General features: G+C 68.8%; 21 protein-coding genes. 10 read left to right on the top strand and 11 right to left on the bottom strand.

Annotated elements, in window-relative coordinates:
• Nucleotide 1: 1 nt before the first annotated feature.
• The 5 genes from AC2SGK_RS15175 to uxaC form a co-directional block, all read right to left on the bottom strand.
• Nucleotides 2-283: a cupin domain-containing protein gene (locus tag AC2SGK_RS15175; RefSeq protein ID WP_488324340.1), complete on the bottom strand. Its 282-nt coding sequence runs from the start codon at nucleotides 281-283 to the stop codon at nucleotides 2-4.
• On the bottom strand, nucleotides 280-1,560 hold the full coding sequence (locus tag AC2SGK_RS15180; RefSeq protein ID WP_488324341.1) for a TRAP transporter large permease: 1,281 nt from the start codon (nucleotides 1,558-1,560) through the stop codon (nucleotides 280-282). Before AC2SGK_RS15180 ends, AC2SGK_RS15175 begins: the two co-directional genes overlap by 4 nt.
• Before the next feature lie 4 nt (nucleotides 1,561-1,564).
• A complete protein-coding gene (locus AC2SGK_RS15185; RefSeq protein WP_488324342.1) occupies nucleotides 1,565-2,146 on the bottom strand; it encodes a TRAP transporter small permease in 582 nt (193 codons plus the stop codon).
• A 68-nt stretch (nucleotides 2,147-2,214) separates the two neighbouring features.
• Nucleotides 2,215-3,186 carry a TRAP transporter substrate-binding protein gene (locus AC2SGK_RS15190; protein WP_488324343.1) on the bottom strand — a complete coding sequence of 324 codons (972 nt, stop codon included), beginning with the start codon at nucleotides 3,184-3,186 and terminating at the stop codon, nucleotides 2,215-2,217.
• A 21-nt stretch (nucleotides 3,187-3,207) separates the two neighbouring features.
• Nucleotides 3,208-4,614 carry a glucuronate isomerase gene (uxaC, locus tag AC2SGK_RS15195; RefSeq protein WP_488324344.1) on the bottom strand — a complete coding sequence of 469 codons (1,407 nt, stop codon included), beginning with the start codon at nucleotides 4,612-4,614 and terminating at the stop codon, nucleotides 3,208-3,210.
• An 80-nt stretch (nucleotides 4,615-4,694) separates the two neighbouring features.
• On the opposite strand from uxaC, the gene AC2SGK_RS15200 reads away from it, so the two are divergent.
• Nucleotides 4,695-5,390 (top strand): GntR family transcriptional regulator, encoded by a 696-nt coding sequence (locus AC2SGK_RS15200; RefSeq protein ID WP_488324345.1) that lies wholly within the window; start codon nucleotides 4,695-4,697, stop codon nucleotides 5,388-5,390.
• Nucleotides 5,391-5,419: 29 nt separating this feature from the next.
• Nucleotides 5,420-6,949 carry a UxaA family hydrolase gene (locus AC2SGK_RS15205; protein ID WP_488324346.1) on the top strand — a complete coding sequence of 510 codons (1,530 nt, stop codon included), beginning with the start codon at nucleotides 5,420-5,422 and terminating at the stop codon, nucleotides 6,947-6,949.
• Here AC2SGK_RS15205 and AC2SGK_RS15210 read toward each other — a convergent pair.
• The gene (locus tag AC2SGK_RS15210) at nucleotides 6,946-7,728 is read right to left on the bottom strand and encodes a sulfotransferase family protein (protein ID WP_488324347.1); all 783 of its coding nucleotides are present in this window, start codon (nucleotides 7,726-7,728) and stop codon (nucleotides 6,946-6,948) included. The two genes, AC2SGK_RS15205 and AC2SGK_RS15210, sit on opposite strands and share 4 nt — an antisense overlap.
• Before the next feature lie 111 nt (nucleotides 7,729-7,839).
• Here AC2SGK_RS15210 and AC2SGK_RS15215 point away from each other — a divergent pair, with 111 nt between their 5' ends.
• The 6 genes from AC2SGK_RS15215 (at nucleotide 7,840) to AC2SGK_RS15240 (ending at nucleotide 14,942) form a co-directional block, all read left to right on the top strand.
• Entirely contained in the window at nucleotides 7,840-9,876 is a 2,037-nt protein-coding gene (locus AC2SGK_RS15215) for an HAD-IIB family hydrolase (protein WP_488324348.1), read from the top strand.
• Nucleotides 9,877-9,880: 4 nt separating this feature from the next.
• A complete protein-coding gene (locus tag AC2SGK_RS15220) occupies nucleotides 9,881-11,014 on the top strand; it encodes a glycosyltransferase (protein WP_488324349.1) in 1,134 nt (377 codons plus the stop codon).
• Nucleotides 11,011-11,994, top strand: coding sequence for a glycosyltransferase family 2 protein (locus tag AC2SGK_RS15225; RefSeq protein WP_488324350.1), 984 nt, complete (start codon nucleotides 11,011-11,013; stop codon nucleotides 11,992-11,994). Before AC2SGK_RS15220 ends, AC2SGK_RS15225 begins: the two co-directional genes overlap by 4 nt.
• A gap of 3 nt (nucleotides 11,995-11,997) precedes the next feature.
• Nucleotides 11,998-13,077 (top strand): glycosyltransferase, encoded by a 1,080-nt coding sequence (locus AC2SGK_RS15230; RefSeq protein ID WP_488324351.1) that lies wholly within the window; start codon nucleotides 11,998-12,000, stop codon nucleotides 13,075-13,077.
• A gap of 69 nt (nucleotides 13,078-13,146) precedes the next feature.
• Nucleotides 13,147-14,418: an ATP-binding protein gene (locus AC2SGK_RS15235; RefSeq protein ID WP_488324352.1), complete on the top strand. Its 1,272-nt coding sequence runs from the start codon at nucleotides 13,147-13,149 to the stop codon at nucleotides 14,416-14,418.
• Nucleotides 14,415-14,942, top strand: a complete 528-nt coding sequence (locus AC2SGK_RS15240) for a response regulator transcription factor (RefSeq protein ID WP_488324353.1) — start codon at nucleotides 14,415-14,417, stop codon at nucleotides 14,940-14,942. The genes AC2SGK_RS15235 and AC2SGK_RS15240 overlap by 4 nt, the downstream gene beginning before the upstream one ends.
• Nucleotides 14,943-14,945: 3 nt before the next feature.
• Here the strand turns inward: AC2SGK_RS15240 and AC2SGK_RS15245 are convergent, their stop codons facing one another.
• The 5 genes from AC2SGK_RS15245 to cyoA are packed head-to-tail and all read right to left on the bottom strand — an operon-like array spanning nucleotide 14,946 to nucleotide 19,914.
• A complete protein-coding gene (locus tag AC2SGK_RS15245) occupies nucleotides 14,946-15,641 on the bottom strand; it encodes an SURF1 family protein (RefSeq protein WP_488324354.1) in 696 nt (231 codons plus the stop codon).
• Between the two features lies 1 nt (nucleotide 15,642).
• Nucleotides 15,643-16,044: a cytochrome o ubiquinol oxidase subunit IV gene (cyoD, locus tag AC2SGK_RS15250; RefSeq protein WP_488324355.1), complete on the bottom strand. Its 402-nt coding sequence runs from the start codon at nucleotides 16,042-16,044 to the stop codon at nucleotides 15,643-15,645.
• Nucleotides 16,044-16,658 (bottom strand): cytochrome o ubiquinol oxidase subunit III, encoded by a 615-nt coding sequence (gene cyoC, locus AC2SGK_RS15255; protein WP_488324356.1) that lies wholly within the window; start codon nucleotides 16,656-16,658, stop codon nucleotides 16,044-16,046. Before cyoC ends, cyoD begins: the two co-directional genes overlap by 1 nt.
• A 12-nt stretch (nucleotides 16,659-16,670) precedes the next feature.
• The gene (gene cyoB / locus AC2SGK_RS15260) at nucleotides 16,671-18,674 is read right to left on the bottom strand and encodes a cytochrome o ubiquinol oxidase subunit I (protein ID WP_488324357.1); all 2,004 of its coding nucleotides are present in this window, start codon (nucleotides 18,672-18,674) and stop codon (nucleotides 16,671-16,673) included.
• Nucleotides 18,675-18,696: 22 nt separating this feature from the next.
• Nucleotides 18,697-19,914 carry a ubiquinol oxidase subunit II gene (gene cyoA / locus AC2SGK_RS15265; RefSeq protein WP_488324358.1) on the bottom strand — a complete coding sequence of 406 codons (1,218 nt, stop codon included), beginning with the start codon at nucleotides 19,912-19,914 and terminating at the stop codon, nucleotides 18,697-18,699.
• Between the two features lie 209 nt (nucleotides 19,915-20,123).
• On the opposite strand from cyoA, the gene AC2SGK_RS15270 reads away from it, so the two are divergent.
• Together AC2SGK_RS15270 and AC2SGK_RS15275 are read left to right on the top strand one after the other, a co-directional pair.
• Entirely contained in the window at nucleotides 20,124-21,446 is a 1,323-nt protein-coding gene (locus tag AC2SGK_RS15270; protein WP_488324359.1) for an MFS transporter, read from the top strand.
• Nucleotides 21,447-21,796: 350 nt separating this feature from the next.
• Complete coding sequence (locus AC2SGK_RS15275) at nucleotides 21,797-22,093, top strand: hypothetical protein (RefSeq protein ID WP_488324360.1); 297 nt, start codon at nucleotides 21,797-21,799, stop codon at nucleotides 22,091-22,093.
• Nucleotides 22,094-22,161 lie beyond the last annotated feature (68 nt).

Here is a 22,161-nt window from a genome sequence, read left to right on the forward strand (position 1 = left end):
TTCACAGAAAATCGTCGCGGCGGGGGGTGAAGCTGTCGATCAGCACGCCCTCCTCCAGACACAGGCAGCCGTGGTCGGCGCCCGAGGGGATGATGAAGGCGTCGCCCGGCCCGACCTCGAAGTCGCGCTCCGCGACGGTGAAGCGATAGCGGCCCGACTGGACATAGGTGGACTGCACATGCGGATGGCTGTGCAGCGCGCCCCGGTCGCCCGCCGCGAAGGCGAAGCGGACGACCATCAGCTCCGGCGCATGGGCCAGGACGGTGCGGACGGGACCGGTCATCGGAACAGCGAGGGCAGCCACAGCGACAGCGCCGGGATGTAGGTGACCATCATCAGCGTCGCGAAGGCCGCCCCGTAGAAGGGCCAGATCGTCCGCATCGCCTGCCAGATGCTGATGCGCCCCACCGCGCAGCCCACGAACAGCACCGCGCCCACCGGCGGCGTGCAGAGGCCGATTCCCAGGTTCAGGATCAGGATGACCCCGAAATGCACCGGATCGACGCCGAAGGCGGTGGCCACGGGCAGGAAGATCGGCGTGGTGATCACGATCAGGGGCGACATGTCCATGAAGGTGCCTAGGATCAGCAGGATGATGTTCATCAACAGCAGGATGACGAGCGGATTTGACGACACGCTCTGCAGCAGCTCGACCAGTTGGGCGGGGACGCGCAGATAGGCAAGAAGCCAGCCGAAGCATGCCGCGCAGCCGATGACCAGCAGCACCATGGCGGTCGTGCGCACCGCGCCCTTGGTCGCCTCGACGAAGTCGGACCAGGACAGGCTGCGATAGACCAGCGTGGTGATCAGCAGCGCATAGACCACCGCAACGTTCGACGATTCCGAGGCCGTGAACAGCCCAGAGCGCACGCCGCCGAAGATGATCGCGATCAGGATCAGCCCCGGCGCGGCCGCGACAAGCAGCGTGCCCAGCATGCGCAGGCCGGGAAAGGGCTCGGTCGGATAGCCCTTCTTGCGCGCCACCCACCAGGCCGCGACCATCAGCGACAGCGCCAGCAGAAGGCCCGGCACGATGCCCGCGGTGAACAGATCCGCGATGGACAGGCGTCCTCCGGCGGCGATGGAATAGATGATCATGTTGTGGCTGGGCGGCACCATCAGCGCGATGATCGAGCTGACCACGGTGATGTTGACCGCGTAATCGACATCGTATCCGCGTTCCTTCATCTGCGGCACCATCAGCCCGCCCACCGCGCTGGCATCCGCCGCGGCCGAGCCCGAGACGCCGCCGAACATCAGGCTGGCCACGATGTTCACCTGGCCCAGGCCGCCGCGCATATGCCCGATCATCGCCCCGGCCAGCGCGACCAGACGGCGGGCGATGTCGCCCCGCACCATCAGGTCGCCTGCGAAGATGAAGAACGGGATCGCCATCAGCGCAAAGACCGAGATGCCCGAATTGAGGCGCTGGAACACCACCACCGGCGGCAGGCCCATGTAGAGGACCGTCAGAAAGCTGGCGACGCCCAGGCAGAAGGCCACAGGCGTACCGATCAGCAGCAGCGTAACGAAGCTGCCGAACAGGATCCAGAGTTCCATGGGCTCACTCTCCCTTCTGCGGACGGGGCAGCGCGCCGTCCAGGCCATCGCGCGCCGCGATACCGTCCTGCGTCCCGTCGGCCGCATCATCCATGTCGCCGAAGCGCATCGTCCTGAGGCCCGCCGCGCGGCGCAGGATGCGCTCGACCGAGAACAGCATCAGCAGCACCCCGCCCCCGATCAACGGCGCAAAGTCCCACAGCCGCGAGATGCCCAGGCCCGGAACCACGCCCGACGCGGCCCGCGCCGCCAGCTGCCAGCCGAACCAGGCCATGCCAAAGCCGAAGCCCGTGACCACCAGGTCCGACAGAGTGTGAAACCACGGCCGCCAGCTTGCCGGGACGACCATCAGGCCCACGTCGAAGGACAGGTGATAGCCCTCCTTGACGCCCACGGCGGCGCCCAGGAAGATGAACCAGCCCATCAGCATCACCGCCCCCGGCTCGGCCCAGAACAGGCTGGACCCCATCAAGTAGCGGTAGAAGACCTGGGCAAAGACAAAGGCGGTCATCAGGACCAGCCCCGTCCCCGCCAGCCACAGGGCCGCCTGCGCCACCGCGCCGGTCAGGCTGGCCAATCGGATCATGCCGTCGCGCATCGCGCGTTCCCCCAAAAGAAATGGCCGCCCGCGGGGATCGCGGACGGCCGGGTCGCTCACTCGGTCGCGCGGATGCGCTCGACCAGGTCCTGGGCCTCGGGGCTGGTCGCGTATTTCTCGTAGACCGGGGCCATGGCGTCGATGAAGGGCTGCTTGTCGATGTCGCGCACGATCTCGGCGCCCGCCGCGATCACCCGCTCCTCGGAAGCCGCCTCGGCCTCGGCCCAGAGCTGACGCTGCGTGGTCGCGGAATTGCGCGCGGCCTCGCGGATCACGGTCTGGTCCTCGGGCGTCAGCTTGTCCCAGCTGGCCTTGGATATCGCGACCAGTTCGGGCACCATCAGATGCTCGTCCAGGGTGAAGTACTTGGCAACCTCGGCATGACCCGAGCTGTCGAAGCTGGGAAAGTTATTCTCGGCCCCGTCGATCACACCGGTCTGGATGGCCGAATAGACCTCTCCATAGGGCATGGGCGTCGCGGTCGCGCCAAGCGCGGCCATCATGTCCACGAAGACGTCGTTCTGGATGACGCGGATCTTGAGGCCCGCCAGATCCTCGATCGTGTTGATCGGGCGCTGAGAGTTGTAAAAGCTGCGCGCGCCGCCGTCGTAATAGGCCAGCACCACCAGATCGCGCTCCTCGAAGGCCGCGCCGATCTCCTCGCCGATGGGGCCATCCATGACCGCGTGCATGTGGTCCACGTTGCGGAACAGATAGGGCAGCGAGAAGGTCTGCGTCACCGGCACGATGTCGTTGAACGTGCCGAAGCTGGCGCGGACCATGTCGATCACGCCGAACTGGGTCTGTTCGATCGTGTCACGCTCCTCGCCCAGCTGGGCCGAGGGGAAGACCTCGATGCAGATGCGGCCGTCGGTCTTTTCTAGGACCTCCTCGGCCATGGCCTTGACGCCCTCTACGGTCGGATAACCGTCGGGATGGGTGTCCGATGACCGCAGGGTGATCTCGCAGGCGGCGGCGAAGCTGGCCGAGGCCAGCAACGCGGCAAAGGTCGTCGTCAGGAACTTCATCTTATCCTCCCAGTGTGAAGCTCAAAGCCTGTAGGCCTCCTTGGCCAGGCCATAGGTCAGCAGCCCGGCCAGTTCGGGCGCCTCGTCCTCCGCGAGGCGTCCCGTCGCGACCAGGGTCGCGAGCCAGGCACAGTCCACCCGCCGCGCGACATCGTGGCGCGCGGGGATTGAACAGAAGGCGCGGGTGTCGTCGTTGAACCCCACGGTGTTGTAGAAGCCCGCCGTCTCGGTGGTCATCTCGCGGAACCGGCGCATGCCCTCGGCGCTGTCGTGGAACCACCAGGCGGGGCCAAGCCTGAGACAGGGCCAGACGCCCGCCAGGGGCGCCAGCTCTCGGGCATAAGCGGTCTCGTCCAGGGTGAACAGGATCACCCTCAGGCGCGGGTCCATGCCCATCGCGTTCAGCAGCGGGCGCAGGGCGGTCACGTAATCGGTGCGCCCGGGGATGTCGAAGCCCTTGTCGCGGCCGAACATGGCTAGCACGCCGTCCGAATGGTTGCGGCGCGATCCGGGATGGATCTGCATGACCAACCCGTCCTCCAAGCTCATGCGCGCCATCTCGGTCAGCATGTGGCCGCGGAAGGCGTCGGCCTCCTCGGCGGTGCAGCCGCCGCGCAGGGCCTTGGCGAACAGCGCCGCCGCCTCGGCCCGGGGCAGGTCCTCGGTGCGGGCGCTGGCATGGCCGTGGTCACTCGAGGTCGCGCCATGCGCGATGAAGAAGGCCCGCCGCGCCCGGTGCGCGTCCAGATAGCCCGCCCAGGTGGCCGTGTCGAAGCCCGTCTGCTGGCCCATCAGCGCGACATTGTCGGCGAACCCGGCCATTTCGGGGTCGATCACGCCATCGGGGCGATAGGCGGTGATCACCCTTCCCCGCCAGCCGCTTTCCCGGATCATCGCGTGCCAGCGCAGATCGTCGGTCGCCGCCTCGGTCGTGGCGATGGCCTCGATGTTGAAGCGCTCGAACAGGGCGCGGGGGCGGAACGCGGGGCGGGCCAGGCAATCGGCGATGTGGTCGTAATAATGGTCTGCGGTTGCCTCGGACAGGCGACGGTCCAGGCCGAAGACATGCTGAAAGCTGTGATCCAGCCACAGCCGCGAGGGCGTGCCCCGCAGCAGGTGGTAATGCCGCGCGAACAGCCGCCAGATGCGCCGCCCATCCGTCTCGGTCGCGCCGCCATCCACGCGCGGCACGCCCAGATCGGTCAGCGCCACCCCCTGCGAACACAGCATGCGGAAGACGTAATGGTCCGGCGTCACGAACAGCTGCGCGGGGTCCGCAAAGGGCTGATCCTCGGCGAACCAGCGCGGGTCGGTATGGCCGTGCGGCGACAGGATCGGCATGTCCCGGATTTGATCGTACAGCGCGCGCGCCAGATCGCGGCTGCGCGGATCGGTCGGAAACAGGCGGTCTTCATCCAGCAGGGCCACGCGGTTCCTCCGACTCACTTGCCAGTGCACTAGTCGTCTAATATGCTAGTTTACAGGATGCGTCAACCGAGGGAACCGCCATGCCGCTGCCGGATCTGGACAGCCTGCCGCCGATGCAGGACCTGCGCACGACATCGGTCACCGACCAGATCTTCGAGACGCTCTATGCGCGGGTGGTGAACCTGACGCTCCCGCCCGGCGCCAAGCTGTCCGAGGCCGAGGTCGCGGCCCAGATGGGCGTGTCGCGCCAGCCGGTGCGGGACGCCTTCTACCGGTTGTCGCAGACGGGCTTCATCCAGATCCGCCCGCAGCGCGCGACCACCGTCACCCCGATCTCGGTCGAGGCGGTGATGCAGGCCTATTTCATCCGCAGCGCGCTGGAGCAGGCGACGATGCGGGTGGCGGCGCTGCGGCTGCAGCCGCAGGACTGGGACGGGCTGGACAGGCTGATCACGCTTCAGGAACAGGCCAGCCGCGCCGATGACCGCGGCGCCTTCCACGCGCTGGACGACCGGTTCCACCACGACATCTGCGCGGCGTCGGGGATGGATTTCGTCTGGAACCTGGTGCGCGACAACAAGGGCCACATGGACCGGGCGCGCTATCTGTCGCTGTCCTACGGCGCCTCGACCGCTTGGCTGGAGCATCGCGAGATCCTGACCGCGCTGCGCGCCCGCGACCCCGATGCCGCCGCCGCCGCCGTTCGCGACCATCTGGCCCATATCCAGGACATCCTGGACCGCCTGCGCGTCGATCAGCCGGGCATCCTGGACTGACCCACCGCCATCGCCCGAAAGACCGCCCCATGACCCTGCCGCCCTCCCTGCCCCGCCACCCCGAAGGCGCGCCCGACGCGATCCGCCTGAATCCCGCCGACAGCGTGGGCATCGCCCTGCGCCCGTTGGAGGCCGGAGAGCGCGCGCTGGACACGCCGCTGACCGAAGCCATCCCGCGCGGGCACAAATTCGCGCTGACCGCGCTGAACCCGGGCGATGCGGTGGTGAAATATGGCCAGATCATGGCGCAGGTGACCGCGCCCATCGCGCCGGGTCAGCATGTGCATGTCCACAACATCGCCATGGCCGCGACCCATTCGCATCAGGCCGACCAGCGCGGCCAGTTGCCCCCGCCGCCCGCGCGCACGACCTTTCAGGGCTATCTGCGGCCCGACGGGCGGGTGGGGACGCGCAACTTCATCGGCATCCTGGCCTCGGTGAACTGCTCCTCGACGGTGTGCCACGCCATCGCGCAGGCGGCGACGCGGGTGCTGGGGCCGAAATATCCCAACATCGACGGCTTCGCGCCCATCGTGCATGACCAGGGCTGCGGCATGGTCAACCAGGGCGAGGGGTTCGACGTGCTGGTGCGCACGCTGAAGGGCTATCGCGACCATCCCAATTTCGGCGGCGTGCTGATCGTGGGGCTGGGCTGCGAGGTGAACCAGCTGACCCTCTATCAGCCCACCGACTGGACGCGCGAACGCTTCCACAGCTTCAACATCCAGGAGGTCGGCGGATCGGCCTCGGCTGTCACCCGCGCGCTGGAGCTGCTGGAGCCGATCGCGGCCGCCGCCAATGCCGACCGGCGCAGCACGCAGCCCGTCAGCGCGCTGACCCTGGGCATGCAATGCGGCGGCTCGGACGGGTTCTCGGGCATCACCGCGAACCCGGCGCTCGGCGTGGCCTCGGACCTGCTGGTCGCCGCGGGCGGCACCTCGATCCTGTCCGAGACGCCCGAGATCTATGGTGCGGAACATCTGCTGATCGCGCGGGCGGACCCCGCGACGGGCGCGCGCATTGCGGGGATGATCGACTGGTGGCGAGATTATGCGGACCGGAACGGCGCGTCCCTGGACAACAACCCCTCGCCTGGCAACAAGAAGGGCGGGCTGACCACCATCCTGGAGAAATCCCTGGGCGCGGTGGCCAAGGCGGGCATGGCGCCGGTCGCGGGCGCCTTCGCCTATGCCGAACGCATCGCGGTGCCGGGCCTCGTCTACATGGACAGCCCCGGCTATGACCCCGTCGCGGCCACGGGTCAGGTGGCGGCGGGGGCGAACCTGATCGCCTTCACCACGGGGCGCGGATCGTGCTTCGGGGCCAAGCCCGCGCCCTCGATCAAGCTCGCGTCCAATTCCGACCTCTATGTCCGCATGCCCGAGGACATGGACATCAACTGCGGCACCGTCGTCGACGAGGGCGTGCCCCTGGCCCAGATGGGGGCGCGGATCTACGACCTGCTGCTGGACGTGGCCTCCGGCCAGCACACGCGGTCCGAGGATTTCGGCTATGGCGACAACGAGTTCGTCCCCTGGAGGATCGGCGCGGTCCTCTAGCGCAGCGCGGCCTCGGCCGCCTCGCGGATGGCGCGCAGCGGGTGGCGGACGCGCGGGGCCATCGGCAGGACCTCGCCCCCCGCGGCATAGCCCCAGGGCTGCAGCGCCGCCTCCTGCGCCGCGTCGAGCGGGCCGTAGGCATAGTCGCGGTTGCCGTCGCGCACCGGCTCGGCCCCGGTGCCCGGCGGCAGGTCCAGGAATGCGGCCAGTGCGGCGCGATGCGCGTCCGGGCGGGCCACGAGGTCCTCATAGCGCAGCACCATGACCGCGTGCAGATGCGCCAGATCGGCCTCCAGCTGCCGATGCGCCGCGATCCAGTGGTCGATCATCGCCGCCGCGGGCATCTCCACCCATTTGGCGACCGCCGCCGCGACCGCCTGCGGGTGGCGCATCACCACCACGAATTGCGACAGCGGGAACAGCTGCTGGTAAAGCCGCATCCGGGTCAGGTTCACGGGCGACTTCTCGACCCGCCAGGACCCGGCATCGAACCAGGGCGCCCAATCCGCCTCCAGCCGCAGCCGCGTCTCCAGCCGGTCGTGACGGCAGCCCTCGACCAGATGCTGAGCGGGATCGGTCGCGAAATGCATGGGGCGCCCGTGCAGGGCCGTATGCGCGATGGCGCCCTGCAGATAGACACCCTCGTTCTCGGGGACGGGGGCCGAGCGGATGGCCGCGACACCCGGCAGATCGCCGATCAGCCGCGCTGTCAGCGATGTGCCCGAACGGTGCAGACCGCCCACGAAGACATAGCGGTGCGCGGGCCTGTCCGGGGTCATGTCGCGCTCCGATCGGGTCGATAAATCTAAATCAATGGGTTCAGTCGGGACCCGTCGCGGGTCCGGCGTCGTTCATCCCGCAGAAAGATCATCCCGCAACGCTTATCTCAAGTGGAAACGACCATGCATGTCATGCATGTCGCCCTTGGCGGCTGCCTCAAGGCACCACCGGTCAGCTATGGCGTGACCGAAGATACCGGTGGCCATATCGCCTATGTGCTGGGGGCGGCCCAGGCCCAGGCGCGGCGGCCGGACGTTCGCGCCGTGTCCATCGTCACGCGGGCCTTTGCGGACCCGGCGCTGGACCCGGTCCATGACCGCGCCGAGGAAACCCTTGCCCCCGGCTGCCGTATCCTGCGGCTGCGCACCGCGACGACGCGCTATCTGGCCAAGGAGGCGCTGGAGGCCGAGTTGCCCGCCCTCACGCAGGCCTTCCTGCGCCTGCTGGCCGACGGGCCGCGACCCGACGTCATCCATGCCCATTTCGCCGACGCCGCCGAACTGGCGCAGGCCGCGCATCGGGCCTTCGGCATTCCGTGGCTCTATTCCAGCCATTCGCTGGCCCTGGACAAGTCGCGCACCCTGGGCGGCGCGCCGGATGCCGCGCTGGACCGCCGCATCGCGCGCGAGCGTGCGGCCATCGGGGCCGCCCATGGCATCATCGCCTCGTCCCGCGACGAGGCGGAGTGCCAGATCCCGGCCTATAACCCCGGCGCCGAGGGGCGCGTGCATCGCGTGGCCCCCGGCGTGGCCGCGCGGCCCGCGGGTAATGCGGAGCGTGCCCGCGCGCTGATCGCGCCCTTCCTGCGGGATGCGGAGCGGCCGGTCATCCTCGCCGTGGCGCGGCCCATCGCCAAGAAGAACCTGGCGGCCCTGATCCGCGCCTATGCCGGCGATCCGGCGCTGCAGGCGCGGGCGAACCTGGTGATAGTGGCGGGGCTGCGCGACGGATTGCAGGACGGCTGCCCGGACCGCGACCGCGTGATGACGGAACTGTTCGACCTGGTGGACCGCCATGATCTCTGGGGGCGGGTGGCCCTGCCCCGGCGGCATCGGCCCGCCGACATCGCGGGTCTCTATGCGCTGGCCGCACAGGGCGGCGTCTTCGTGAACCCGGCCCTGCATGAGCCCTTCGGCCTGACCCTGATCGAGGCCGCGCAGGCCGGCGTGCCCGTGGTCGCCACCTGCCACGGCGGCGCGTCCGACATCGTGGCCAGCCTGGGGACCGGCGCGCTGATCGACCCGGCCTGCCCGCGCTCTATCGCGGCGGGGATCACGCGGATGCTGGACCATCCGCAGGGCGCGCGCGAGGCCGCGACCCATGCGCGGAGTCTTTATGACTGGGATGGCTGGGCGGCGGCGGTGCAGCGGGTGATGACGGGTCTGGCGCAGCCCGACCCGGTGATCGCCCGCCCGTCGGGGCTGCTGGCCTGCGACATCGACGGCACGCTGACCGGCAGCCGCGCCGGGGCGGCACGCTTCGGCGATTGGGCCGCAGGGCGCGACCGGGGGTTGATCCTGGCGGTGGCAACGGGGCGGTCGGTGACCGAGGCGCGCCGCATCCTGGATCAGTGGCGCCTGCCCCGCCCGGACCTGATGATCACCTCGGTCGGCTCGGAGATCTGGCGGTGGAGCGGCACGGCCGGCCTGACCTGCTGCCCCGATTACGCGCGGCTGATCGGCGCGGACTGGGACCGCGACGCGCTGCTGGAGGTGCTGCGCCCGATGGGCTTGACCTGGCAGTCCGCGCAGGATCAGCGCCGCTTCAAGCTGTCGCTGCTGGGCGACGCGCAGGTGGCCCGGCGCATCGGCGCGGCCCTTGCACGGCACGGGCTGGGCGCCCGCGTCATCCATTCGCATGGCCGCCTGATCGACGTGCTGCCGCGCCGGGCGGGCAAGGCCGCCGCGATCCATTTCGAGGCGCGCCGCCTTGGTCTGACGCCCGACGCCTGCACGGTGGCGGGCGATAGCGGCAACGACCTAGACATGCTGCTGGGCTTTCGCCGCGCGATCATACCGGCCAATGCGCTGGCGGAACTGGCCTCGGTCCGCCACGCCTTCCGCAGCCGCCTGCCCCATGCGGCCGGCGTGCTGGACGGGTTGCGCCGCCTGAACGCGGAGGCCACCCACACCATCGCGGCGGAGTAGCGGGATGCGCAGACCCATCGGATATTTCGTGCATCATCAGGGTCGTGGCCATGCCGAACGCTGCGCCGCGGTCGTCAACGCGCTGCCCGCCGACCGCCCCGTCACCGTCTTCTGCGCCCGCGACGACATCTTCCCGCCGCTGCGCGAGGGCGTGACGATCCGCACGATCCCCAGCCTGTTCGAACCCCCCGCCGACCGCCCCGCGACCGACTGGATCGCCACCCCCGACACGCTGCATTGCGCGCCGGTGGGCTGGGCCACGATCCGTCAGGCCATGGCCGTCATGGCGCAGTGGTTCCACGAGGCCGACCCCGCCCTGATGATCAGCGATGTCAGCGCCGAGGTCGCGCAGCTGGCCCGCATCTGCTCGGTCCCGCATGTGAAGGTGCTGCAGCACGGCGATCGCGGCGATCCCGGGCACATGGCCGCCTATCGCGGGGCGGCGGGGCTGCTGGCGCCGTTCCATGCCGATCTGGCGCAGCCCGACTGGCCGGACTGGATGCGCCAGATGACCTTCCACGCGCCGGGTCTGGGTGTGCATCAGGCCCTGCCCGACGGGGCGGCGGCGCGGCGGCGCCTTGGGCTGGACCCCGACCGCCCCGTGGCGGTCGCGGTCAGCGGCGGCGGCGGCAATGGCTGGGCCGACGCGCCCTTCGGCGTCGCGGCCCGCAGCATCCCCGAGATGGACTGGATCGTCATCGGCCACATCCAGCGCGATTGGCACGCGACGCTGCCCGCGAACCTGCGGCTGGCCGAGTGGGTGGACAATCCGCTGGATTATCTGGCGGTAGCGGACGTGATCCTGTCCTCGACCGGGAACACCACCTGCCAGCAGGCGCTGGCCGCCGCCCGACCGTGGATCGTGGTGCCGGAATGGCGCTATTTCGACGAACATCTATGCAAGGCCCGCGCGCTGGCCGATGCGGGGGCGGCGCTGCACCTGCCGATGCTGCCCTCATCGGCCCATCGCTGGCGCGAGGCGCTGACCCAAGCGCGGGCGATGCACGACCCGGACCTGCAGCGCCGGCTGGCGGGACGGGGCATGGCCTCAGCCACCGCCGCGTGGCTCGAATCCCTCGCGGCCCGCCTGTGGGACGAGGCCGCCCCCCCACACACCCAGAAGGACTTTGCCGCATGACCACCGCCTCTGCCCTGACCATCGCCGCCGGCCGTGCCGAGCATCTGCGCAACGTCATCCGCGGCTTCGACGCCCAGACCGTCCCGCCGGTCGAGATGATCGTGGCCGTCATGCAGGACGCCCCCTATGACGACCTGCCCCGGACCCGCTTTCCGGTGCGCCAGGTCATGGTGCCGCCGCGCGACGGCCAGCTGCCGCTGGCGGCCGCCCGCAATGCCGCGGCGGCGGCGGCGTCGGGCGACGTGCTGGTCTTCGTGGACGTGGACTGCATCCCCGGTCCGGGCCTGATCGCCGACTATGTCGCCGCCGCGCGCCCCGGCCAGGGGCTGATGATGGGCGAGGTGCTGTACCTGCCCGACGGCGCCCTGCAGGGCGGGATCGACGCGGGCCGGTTCGACCGCATGGGCGTGCGCCATTCCGACCGGCAGGCCCCGCCCCCCGAGGGGCTGCGCGCCTGCGAGGATTACCGCTGCTTCTGGTCGCTGAACTTCGCGCTGCACCGGGCGGACTGGGACCGGTCGGGCGGCTTTGACGAGGGCTATCTGGGCTATGGCGGCGAGGATACCGATTTCGGGCGCGGCCTGTCCGAGCGCGGCATCCCGATCTGGTGGATGCGCGGGGGGCGGGTCTATCATCAGTACCACCCCCATTGCATGCCGCCGATCCACCAGATCCCGTCGGTCATCCGCAACGCCGACTACTTCGCCAGCAAATGGGGGCATCGCACCATGGAGCACTGGCTGCATGCCTTCCGCCTGATGGGCCTGATCGAGAACGGCGCCCAGGGCCTGCGCATCCTGCGCCAGCCCAATGATGCCGATTTCGCCCTGTGCCGGCAGGAGCCGCACATGCCCTATGCCAACACCCGCCGCGTCCTGGACCGCCTTCAGGGCATCGCGGGGCCTGAGCGTCACGACCCGGCGCGCATCCGCGAGGTCGAGCGTCAGCAGGCCGACATGCTGGCCCGGCGCGCGGGCTAAGCCGTGGCGCTGGACATCGGCATCGTCGCGCATCTGCGCCATCCCATCGCAGCGCCCTTCATGGGCGGGATGGAGGCGCATGCCTGGCACCTGGCCCGCGGCCTTCAGGCGCGCGGGCACCGGGTCGCGCTCTATGCGGCGGGCGACAGCGATGCGCGGTTCGACCTGCGCCCGCTGATCGCGCGGCATTACGACCGCGACTATCCCTGGCACGACTTTCACGGGACCGAGGTGCTGAACGCGCTGCTGGACCGCGCCTTCGAGGGCTGCAACGCGGCGCTGGAGCGCGCGGGGCATGACGTGGTCCACAACAACAGCCTGCACCGCTTTCCCCCACGCCATGCCCATGCCCGCGGCCTGCCGATGCTGACATCGCTGCATGTGCCGCCCTTCGAAGGCCTGCGCCGGGCCGCGCAGGACAGCATTTCGCCCTGGTCGCGTTTCACCGTCTGTTCGGACCAGCAGGCCGGGATGTGGTGGCCGGACGGGATGCCCGAGGGCGCGACGGTGGTGCCGAACGGGATCGACCTGGACCTGTGGCCCTTCGTCCCGACGGGCAACGGCGAGGCGGTCTGGGCCGGCCGCATCACCCCCAACAAGGGCGCGCATCTGGCGCTGGAGGCCGCGCGGATCGCGGGCGTGCCGCTGACCCTCTTCGGCAGCATCGAGCATCGCGACTATTTCGAGGACCGGGTGCGGCCCCTTCTGGGCGAGGGTCGGCGCTATGGCGGGCACCTGGCGGGACCCGCGCTGGCGCAGGAGATGGGGCGCGCCTCGGCCCTGCTGTTCACGCCCCTGTGGCAGGAGCCCTTCGGCCTGGTCGCGATCGAGGCGATGGCCTGCGGCCTGCCGGTCGCGGCGACGCGGATCGGGGCCACGGCGGACGTGATCGGCCCCTGCGGCGCCTATGCCGAACCCGATGACGCGGCCGGTCTGGCCCGCGCCCTGCACGCCGCGCTGCGCTTGCCCCGCCGCGAGGCGCGGCTGCGGGTCGAGAGGCTGTTCAGCCTGGACGTCATGCTGGACCGCTACGAGGCGCAGTACCGCTTGGCCATGGCCGCGGCCCCGGTGGCGGTGGCCTGAGGGCGCGCCCCGCTTTCGCCCCGGCCCGTTCTGGCCTAAAAGGCGGCTCCGGCTGGCTGGATGGGGCTGATGAAGACGCAATCCTCGAGCGATATCGCGCAGGGCGCGGCGCGGCGCAACCTGGCCTATCTGGGCCGGATGCGCTGGATCGCGGTGGCGGGGCAGCTCTTGGCCATCTGGGGCACGGTCGTGCTGCTGGACGTCGCCCTGCCGTGGCGGCAGATGCTGCCGGTCGTGGCCTTCCTGATCCTGCTGAACCTGGTCTCGGCCTGGCGGCTGCGGCGGGGACAGACCATCACCGATCTCAGCGTCGCGGCCGAACTGCTGATGGACGTAGCCTGCCTGACGCTGCTTCTGTACCTGTCGGGGGGTGCCACGAACCCCTTCGTGTCGCTGTTCATCCTGCAGGTCATCCTGGCCATCGTCCTGCTGCCCCGGCGCCATGCGGCGGCGATCCTGCTGGCGACCGTCGCGGCCCATGGCTGGCTGACGGGCAACGGCGTGCCGATGGAACTGCCGCATCTGTGGCACGGGGACGGGCCCAGCTTCCTGAACCTGCACCTGCAGGGCATGTTCCTGTCCTTCCTGCTGGCCTCGGGTCTGCTGACCTGGTCGGTGACCCGCATCACCGCGAACCTGCGCGACCGCGACGCGCAGATCCAGGCGCTGCGCCAGCAGATGCTGGAGGAGGACCACCTAGTCCGCCTCGGCCTTCTGTCCAGCGGCGCGGCGCATGAGCTGGGCACGCCGCTCACCACGCTGGCGGTCACGCTGGACGACTGGCAGACGCTCGGCGCGCCGCAGGGGGCCGCGTTGGAGGAGAAGCTGGCCGTGATGCAACGCGAGCTGTCGCGCTGTCGCCAGATCGTGTCCGAGATGCTGCTCTCCTCCGGGCAGGAGCGTCTGGAGGAGGCGCACGGGATGCGTGCGCGGGCCTTCCTGGAGGAGGCGATCCAGGGGCTGCGCCTGCCCGTCCGGGTCCGCGTCGATGCGCGCTGCAATCCGGTGATCATGGCCGACCCGATGCTGGAGCAGGCGGTGCGCCAGCTTCTGGACAATGCGGTCGAGGCGGGCAGCCGCGCCATCCGCATCACCCTGTCCCCCGACGGGCCGGATCAGCTGGCCCTGGTGATCGAGGATGACGGGCCGGGCTTTCCCGCCGACATCCTGGCCGATCCCGGCCAGCCCTTCCTCAGCTCGCGCGACGGCGTCGGGCGCGGGCTGGGCCTCTATCTGACCGGCAATGTCATGCGCCGCCTGAACGGCGAGATGCGGCTTGCCAATCTGGCGGGCGGCGCGCAGGTGACGCTTCTGCTGCCGATCCTGGAGGATGCGACATGACCCGGACCCTGCTGATCGTCGAGGACGACACCGCCCTGGCCGCAACGCTGATGGAGAGCTTCACCCGGCGCGGGTACCGGGTCCGTCATGCCGGATCGACCGAGGAGGGCATCGCGCTGGCCGAGGGCGATCCGCCCGACCTGGCGCTGGTCGATCTGAAGCTGCCGGGGCGCAGCGGGCTGGAATGCGTGCAGGCGCTGGCCGCGATGGAGCTTGCGCAGCGGATCGTGGTGCTGACCGGCTTCGCCAGCATCGCCACCGCCGTCGAGGCGATCAAGCTGGGTGCCGCGCATTACCTGGCCAAGCCCGCCACCACCTCCGAGATAGAGGCGGCCTTCGCGCGCGAGGCGGGGGACGCCTCCGTGTCCGTCACCGCGCGCCGCACCAGCCTGCGCACCCAGGAATGGGAGACGATCCAGGCGACGCTGCGCGACTGCGACTTCAACATATCGGAGGCGGCGCGGCGGATGGGCATGCACCGCCGCACCCTGGCACGCAAGCTGGCCAAGCCGCCGATCGGCTGAGCGTCACGCCCGTTCGGGGCGGTGGATGAAGACCAGCAGGAAGGCGAGCCCCGCCGCCATCGCGAACCAGGTCAGCGCATAGCTGAGATGGCTGTTGGGGAAGGATACGACCGTCAGCCCGCCGATGGGCGCGCCCTGCCCCGTGCCGCGATCCAGATCCAGGAACCACGGCGCGACGGGGGCAAAGCCGCCCGCCTGCGCGATGGCTTGGGTGTCGCGCGAGAACCAGCGCCCGGCCTCGGGGTCGTTGTCGCGCAGGAAGGCCCCGCCCTCCTGGCTTGCGCGCATCAGGCCGGTCAGGACCTGACCGGGCCCGTCCGGTGCGGGCGCGTAGTCATCCGTGGCATCGGCCGCGACGAAGCCGCGATTGACCAGCAATTGCCAGCCCTGATCGGTGCGGAACGGGGTCATGACCCAGAACCCGCTGCCGAAATCGGTGACCGCGCGGACCAGCGTGTCCGGCCCCGGCGCATAGACGCCGGTGACCGTGACGTGGCGGTATTCGAATTCCTCGCCGGGTTCGGTCGTCGCAGGGGCGGCGACCGGGGGGGCGGTGACGGCGGCCTCGGTCCGCGAGATCAGGTCGCGCTTCCACTCCAGCCGCTGCACCTGCCAGACCCCCAGGGCCAGGAAGATCAGCACCAGGACCGCCCCCGGCAGGACAATGCCCCACCGCAGCGGCGCCCACCGCCCCACCATGTCAGGTCCCGAAGCCCGACAGCTGCGGCATGCCGTCATGGTTCATCTGGGGCATCATGTTGGCGTTCATGTTGTGCATGACCCAGAGCGATCCGGCCAGGATGATGACCACGACGACGGCGGTGAAGATCAGCGCCATCATCGTCCAGCCCTCATCCGAGCGGGCGTTCATGTGCAGGAAATAGACCATGTGGACCACGACCTGGATCGCGGCGCAGGCGATGACGATGCCGCCGGTCAGGAGGCGGCTCTCGAACCCGCCGGCCATGACGATGGCGAAGGGGATCGCGGTCAGGATCACCGCCAGGATGAAGCCGATCGCATAGGAGCGGTAGCTGCCGTGGTCATGCCCGTCCGGGTGATGGACATGGGCGGCGTGATTGGCATGGGTCGGGTTGGCCATCAGATCATCCCCAGCAGATAGACGAAGGTGAAGACGCCGATCCAGATGACGTCCAGGAAGTGCCAGAACATCGACAGGCAGGTCATGCGCCGGATGTTCGCGCCGGTCAGCCCGTGCTTCCTGATCTGGACCATCAGGGTGACCAGCCACAGGCAGCCGAAGGCCACGTGCAGCCCGTGCGTGCCGACCAGCGCGAAGAAGGACGACAGGAAGGCCGAGCGCTGCGGCCCCGCGCCCAGATGGATCAGGTGCTGGAACTCGTAGATCTCGACCGCGAGGAACGCGAGGCCCAGGGCCAGGGTCACGCCCAGCCACATCATCGCCGGACCCTGCCGCCCCGCCAGCGTGGACAGCATGGCAAAGCCGAAGGTCAGCGAGGACAGCAGCAGGAAGGCGGTGTTGATGGCGACCAGATGCAGCTCGAACAGGGCCTGCGGGCCGGGGCCCGCGGCATAGCTCTGGCCCAGGACCCCGAAGACTGCGAAGAGGACCGCGAACATCAGGCAGTCGCTCATCAGGTAGATCCAGAACCCGATGGTGGTGGAGGCCCCCTCCTCGTGGTGGTGGGGGCTGGTGTCCCAGTACTGGACGTCGGTTGCGGTGGTGGTGGTCATCATGTCCTCCGATCAGGCGCGCAGGGCCGCCAGCTGGCGGTCGCGGGCGGCCTCGGTCCGGGCAACCTCTTCGGCCGGGATGTGGAAGTCGCGGTCATAGTTGAACGTGTGGGCGATGGACACGGCGATCAGGCCCAGGAAGGACGCCGCCGCCAGCCACCAGATGTACCATACCAGCGCAAAGCCGCAGACCGTGGCCAAGGCCGCCAGGATCACCCCCGTGCCGGTGTTGCGCGGCATGTGGATGGGCAGATAGGTGGCCTTGGGGCGGGTCTGGCCGACCTGCTTCATGTCGCTCCAGGCGTCCAGGCCGTGCACGACCGGGGTGAAGGCGAAGTTGTAGGCCGGCGGGGGCGACGAGGTCGCCCATTCCAGCGTGCGCCCGTCCCACGGATCGCCGCTGTCGTCGACCAGCGCCTTGCGCCGCCAGATCGACACGCCGAACTGCATGAACATCGCCGCGATGCCGCCCGCGACCATGGCCACGCCAAGCCCCGAGATGGCGAACCAGATCCACAGGTCCGGGTCGTCGAAGACCCGCATCCGGCGCGTCACGCCCATCAGGCCCAGGATGTAGAGCGGCATGAAGGCGAACCAGAAGCCCACGACCCAAAGCCAGAAGCTGATCTTGCCCCAGAAGACGTCCAGCGTGAAGCCGAAGGCCTTGGGCCACCAGAAGTTGATGGCCGCGAACAGGCCGAACAGCACGCCGCCGATGATCACGTTGTGGAAATGCGCGACCAGGAACAGCGAGTTGTGCAGCACGAAGTCCGCCGGCGGCACGGCCAGCAGCACGCCCGTCATGCCGCCTACGGTGAAGGTCAGCATGAAGGCCACCGTCCACATCATCGGCAGGTCGAAGCGGATGCGGCCGCGATACATGGTGAAGATCCAGTTGAACAGCTTGGCCCCCGTGGGCACCGAGATGATCATGGTCGTGATGCCGAAGAACGCGTTGACCGACGCCCCGGACCCCATCGTGAAGAAGTGGTGCAGCCACACCAGGTAGCTGAGGACCGTGATGCAGACGGTCGCATAGACCATCGAAGTGTAGCCAAACAGCCGCTTGCCCGAAAAGGTCGCGGTGACCTCGGAGAAGACGCCGAACAGCGGCAGGATCAGGATGTAGACCTCCGGGTGTCCCCAGATCCAGATCAGGTTCACGTACATCATGGCGTTGCCGCCAAGGTCGCTGGTGAAGAAGTTGGTGCCGACATAGCGGTCCAGCGTCAGCAGGACCAGCGTGACCGTCAGCACCGGGAAGGACGCCACGATCAGCACGTTCGTGCAGAGCGCGGTCCAGGTGAAGATCGGCATCCGCATGTAGCCCATGCCCGGCGCGCGCATCTTGATGATGGTCACCAGCAGGTTGATGCCCGACAGGGTGGTGCCGACACCTGCGACCTGCAGGCCCCAGATGTAGTAGTCGACGCCGACCCAGGGGCTGAACCCGATGCCCGACAGCGGCGGGAAGGCCAGCCAACCGGTCTGCGCGAACTCGCCCACGAACAGCGAGGCCATGATGATGACCGCGCCGCCCGCCGTCAGCCAGAACGACAGGTTGTTCAGGAACGGGAAGGACACGTCGCGCGCGCCGATCTGCAGCGGCACCAGATAGTTCATCAGGCCGGTGATGAAGGGCATCGCCACGAAGAAGATCATGATCACGCCATGGGCGGTGAAGATCTGGTCGTAGTGATGCGCGTTCAGGTAGCCCTCGGACCCGTTGAACGCCAGAAGCGACTGGAGCCGCATCAGAATCGCGTCCGAGAAGCCCCGCACCAGCATCACGAGGGCCAGCACCATGTACATGATGCCGATCTTCTTGTGGTCCACGGATGTGAACCATTCATGCCAGAGATAGCCCCAGAGGCGGTACTTGGTCAGCACCGCCAGAAGGCCCGCGCCGGCGATCGCGACGACGACGAAGGTGACCCAGACGATGGGGTCCTGGGGGATTGCGCTGAGGTTCAGACGGCCAAGAAGAAAGGTCGTGCTGTGGTCGATCGTGGCCATGGTTTTCGTCCTGTCTCTCGGCTCAGAGCTCGTCGGCGCGCTGCGGCAGTCCGGTCAGGACCGGCGCCTGCGGGCGCAGAATGTCTGCCAAGCCGGTGCCCGGTTGGGGCAGGCTGTGTCCGCGCATCGGCGCGGGATTGATGGGGTTCGGCGGCAGGTCGGCGCGCAGCGTCAGCATCAGCTCCTCCTCGGCCGGCGTGCACAGGCCGGTGACGTAGAAGGGCTGCCACCCCAGGGTGGGCGCGCGGTCGCCGCGACGGATGTCGCCCTCGGCCGCGCTGGCCTGCATGTTGGCGGTCCCCGCCAGGCCGATGCCGCCCTGCGCGTCCAGGGCCATCATCTCGGCCATGCACATCTTGCCGTCCTCGACGCACAGGTTCACCACGCGCGAGAACAGCTGCGGATCGACGCTGCCGTACTGCATGGGGGGCACGTTCTCGGAAGGCTGGGCCAGCGCCAGGTACTCGGTGCGGTCCAGGCTCTCCTCCGCCTCGCGGGTGCGGGCGGCCCAGTCCTCGAACTCGGCCGCGGGCACGGCATTCGCCTTGAAGCGCATCCCCGAGAAGCCCGCGCCGGAATAATGCGACGACATGCCCTGGAACGTGCCCTCGGTGTTGAAGATGCCGTGCAGCGTCGTCTCCATGCCGGGCATGGAGTAGATCATGCCGGCCATCGACGGGATGTAGAAGGCGTTCATCACCGAGGACGAGGTCAGGCGGAACTCGATCGGGCGGTCCACCGGCACGACCAGCTCGTTGACGGTCGCGATGCCCTGCTCGGGATAGATGAACAGCCATTTCCAGTCCAGCGAGACCGTCTCGACCACCAGGGGGGTCTGACCCTCCTCCAGCGGCCTGTCGGCCGAGATGCGCTGGATCGGGCGATAGGGATCCAGGTGGTGCGTGCCCACCCAGGTCATGGCGCCGAGCGCGATGATGATCAGCGCCGGGATCGCCCAGATGACCAGTTCCAGCTTGGTCGAGTGGCTCCAGTCCGGGGCATAGCTGGCCGACCGGTTCCGCTCGCGATAGCGCCAGGCGAACAGCGCGACCATCACCAGCACGGGGATGATGATGATCAGCATGATGCCCGTCGCCCAGACAAGAAGGTCGCGCTGCTGAGACGCGATGTCGCCGGTCGGCGCGAGGACCTCGGCCTTGCAGGCCGGCAGGAGCGTCAGGGGCAGCAGCCACGGGGTTCGCTTAATTATCCGCATCATAGCTTCGTCAATCCGGGTCATTGGCACGGCCATCTGCGCGCCGGGTGATTCGACACAGGGGGTCGAGACGTGGGTCTGGACTGCAGGTAGCGCGCCCGGGCGCCCGGCGGAATTGGACAAGTTGACCTATGACAACTTGTCCAATTTCCTTTCCCGCGCGTTGCAGGCAAGGCACTATCTCATATGGCGCGGCCCGCGTCGATGCAGCAGCTAGCAGGAGGCGTCTTGCCATGGCGACGTCAACCCATACCGGTTCCCGGCTCAACACCGGTCAGGACGCGGACGACCATCACGTCTCGCCGTCCGACATCGCGGTCGGCGTGATCATCGGCCGCACCTCGGAGTTCTTCGACTTCTTCGTCTTCTCCATCGCCTGCGTGCTGGTCTTTCCGGCGCGCCTGTTCGGGTTCCTCAACCCGGTGCAGGGCACGCTGGCCTCGTTCGTGCTCCTGGCGCTGGCCTTCGTGGCGCGGCCGGTGGGCACGGTCATCTTCATGGCCGTCGACCGCGCGATCGGCCGCAAGGGCAAGCTGACGGCCGCGCTGTTCCTGCTGGGAACCTCGACCGTGGCAATGGGCCTGGTGCCCAGCTACGACACGCTCGGCTGGTGGGCCATCGGCATCATGGCGGTCCTGCGGATCGGTCAGGGCCTGGCGCTCGGCGGGACCTGGGACGGGCTTCCGTCGCTGCTGGCACTGTCGGTCAGCCGCGAGAAGCGCGGCTTCTACGCGATGATCCCGCAGCTGGGCGCGCCCATCGGCCTGGCGGTCGCGGCGCTGCTCTATGCCTATCTGCTGATCAACGTCTCGGCCGAAGAGTTCGTGGACTGGGGTTGGCGCTACCCGTTCTTCGTGGCCTTCGCGATCAACGTGGTCGCGCTGTTCGCGCGCCTGCGCATCGTCGCCTCGCCCGAATTCGACGAGATGCTGAACTCCAGCGAGCTGCGCCCCTCGCGCATCCGCGCGGCGCTGCGCGAGGACGGGCGCACCATGGCCCTGGGCGTCTTCATGCCGCTGGCCAGCTTCGCGATGTTCCACATGGTCACGATCTTTCCGCTGTCCTGGCGCTATCTCTACTCCGACAACCCGCCCGAGGCGGTGCTGTACTCGCTGCTCTGGGGTTCGCTGGCGGGGCTGCTGTCGATCATCGCCTCCGGCTACATCGCCGACGCGATCGGCCGGCGCCGGCTCCTGGTGCTGGGCGCGTTGGGGATCGGCGCCTTCGCGATCCTGGGCCCGCTCCTGCTGGCGGCCGGGCGCGAGGGCGCGACGATCTACATCGTCCTGGGCTTCACGCTGCTGGGTCTCAGCTTCGGCCAGAGCTCGGGGGTGATCGCGTCGCTCTTCGGCAAGAAGAACCGCTATACCGCCTCGGCGCTGGTCGCCTCGCTCTCCTGGATGATCGGTGCGGGCTTCGCCCCGCTGACCGCGCTCTCCATGTCCAGCGCCCTCGGTCTCTGGGCGGCCGGGATCTATCTGGGCTCCGGCGTCATCTGCACCATCGTCGCGATCCAGATGTCCCGCCGCGGCGACATGGAGATCACCGACGAGTGACGTCCGCAGTCCCCGGCGCCGGACGGCGTCGGGGGCCGGCTCGCCTGCCAGTCGGCACGACGCCTGATGGCAGCGATGAGGTCGCCGACACCCGTCGTCGGCTTGGAACATGAAGCGCCTTGAACCGCGCAGGGCTTGCCGGAGGCCGGCTGTGGTTCGTGATTCGGTTCTGTCTTCAGCTTCCAGAGCGGCGGAGAAGTTGGCTTCTGCTTTCGCTGGTGGGATATTCCCGATGGCCTCACGCTGGCGGGGCTGTTGAACAAGTTGAACCATTTAGGTGTCGCGCATTCAACGCTCTCGAAGCTGCGCCGAGGACCACGGCGACGGATCACGTCGGACTTGGACAGGCCGTGAATGGCCTGGGCCAAGATGTTGTCGAAGCTGTCATTGACACTGCCGGCACAGGGTCCGATGTCAGCTTCGCCCAGCCTTTCGGTGTAGTGAATGGACAGATGGTGCAAGTCGCGGTCGTCGTGATGGCCCAGCCGAATGGCCGTTTTCTGCCGCAGGTTGTGGACCGCGTGCTCGAGGGTATCCAAAACGAAACCGGCCAAGACGGACGTTCTGGCGCGCCGGCCGACGATCTTGCGAGCATAGGCATCAGTGAAAAAGGCGACGAGATATGCTCGAAATTTGGTGACGCTTGATCAGGCGGCAGCTTGAATGTGGCGGACGCCGTCGCGGAACTCAACCCCGCTGATGACCTCTGGCAGGC

This window comes from Paracoccus sp. NIOT.M2S5SZ12, from assembly GCF_057748165.1.

Bases quoted from the DNA above. Each gene is read 5' to 3' on its own strand.
- cyoA (WP_488324358.1), bottom strand. From the start codon at position 19,914: ATGACCCGGATTGACGAAGCTATGATGCGGATAATTAAGCGAACCCCG.
- AC2SGK_RS15225 (WP_488324350.1), top strand. From the start codon at position 11,011: ATGACCACCGCCTCTGCCCTGACCATCGCCGCCGGCCGTGCCGAGCAT.
- cyoD (WP_488324355.1), bottom strand. From the start codon at position 16,044: ATGGCCAACCCGACCCATGCCAATCACGCCGCCCATGTCCATCACCCG.
- AC2SGK_RS15205 (WP_488324346.1), top strand. From the start codon at position 5,420: ATGACCCTGCCGCCCTCCCTGCCCCGCCACCCCGAAGGCGCGCCCGAC.
- cyoB (WP_488324357.1), bottom strand. From the start codon at position 18,674: ATGGCCACGATCGACCACAGCACGACCTTTCTTCTTGGCCGTCTGAAC.
- AC2SGK_RS15210 (WP_488324347.1), bottom strand. From the start codon at position 7,728: ATGACCCCGGACAGGCCCGCGCACCGCTATGTCTTCGTGGGCGGTCTG.
- AC2SGK_RS15200 (WP_488324345.1), top strand. From the start codon at position 4,695: ATGCCGCTGCCGGATCTGGACAGCCTGCCGCCGATGCAGGACCTGCGC.
- AC2SGK_RS15180 (WP_488324341.1), bottom strand. From the start codon at position 1,560: ATGGAACTCTGGATCCTGTTCGGCAGCTTCGTTACGCTGCTGCTGATC.
- AC2SGK_RS15220 (WP_488324349.1), top strand. From the start codon at position 9,881: ATGCGCAGACCCATCGGATATTTCGTGCATCATCAGGGTCGTGGCCAT.
- AC2SGK_RS15185 (WP_488324342.1), bottom strand. From the start codon at position 2,146: ATGATCCGATTGGCCAGCCTGACCGGCGCGGTGGCGCAGGCGGCCCTG.
- AC2SGK_RS15235 (WP_488324352.1), top strand. From the start codon at position 13,147: ATGAAGACGCAATCCTCGAGCGATATCGCGCAGGGCGCGGCGCGGCGC.
- AC2SGK_RS15175 (WP_488324340.1), bottom strand. From the start codon at position 283: ATGACCGGTCCCGTCCGCACCGTCCTGGCCCATGCGCCGGAGCTGATG.
- AC2SGK_RS15240 (WP_488324353.1), top strand. From the start codon at position 14,415: ATGACCCGGACCCTGCTGATCGTCGAGGACGACACCGCCCTGGCCGCA.
- AC2SGK_RS15270 (WP_488324359.1), top strand. From the start codon at position 20,124: ATGGCGACGTCAACCCATACCGGTTCCCGGCTCAACACCGGTCAGGAC.
- AC2SGK_RS15190 (WP_488324343.1), bottom strand. From the start codon at position 3,186: ATGAAGTTCCTGACGACGACCTTTGCCGCGTTGCTGGCCTCGGCCAGC.
- cyoC (WP_488324356.1), bottom strand. From the start codon at position 16,658: ATGACCACCACCACCGCAACCGACGTCCAGTACTGGGACACCAGCCCC.
- AC2SGK_RS15245 (WP_488324354.1), bottom strand. From the start codon at position 15,641: ATGGTGGGGCGGTGGGCGCCGCTGCGGTGGGGCATTGTCCTGCCGGGG.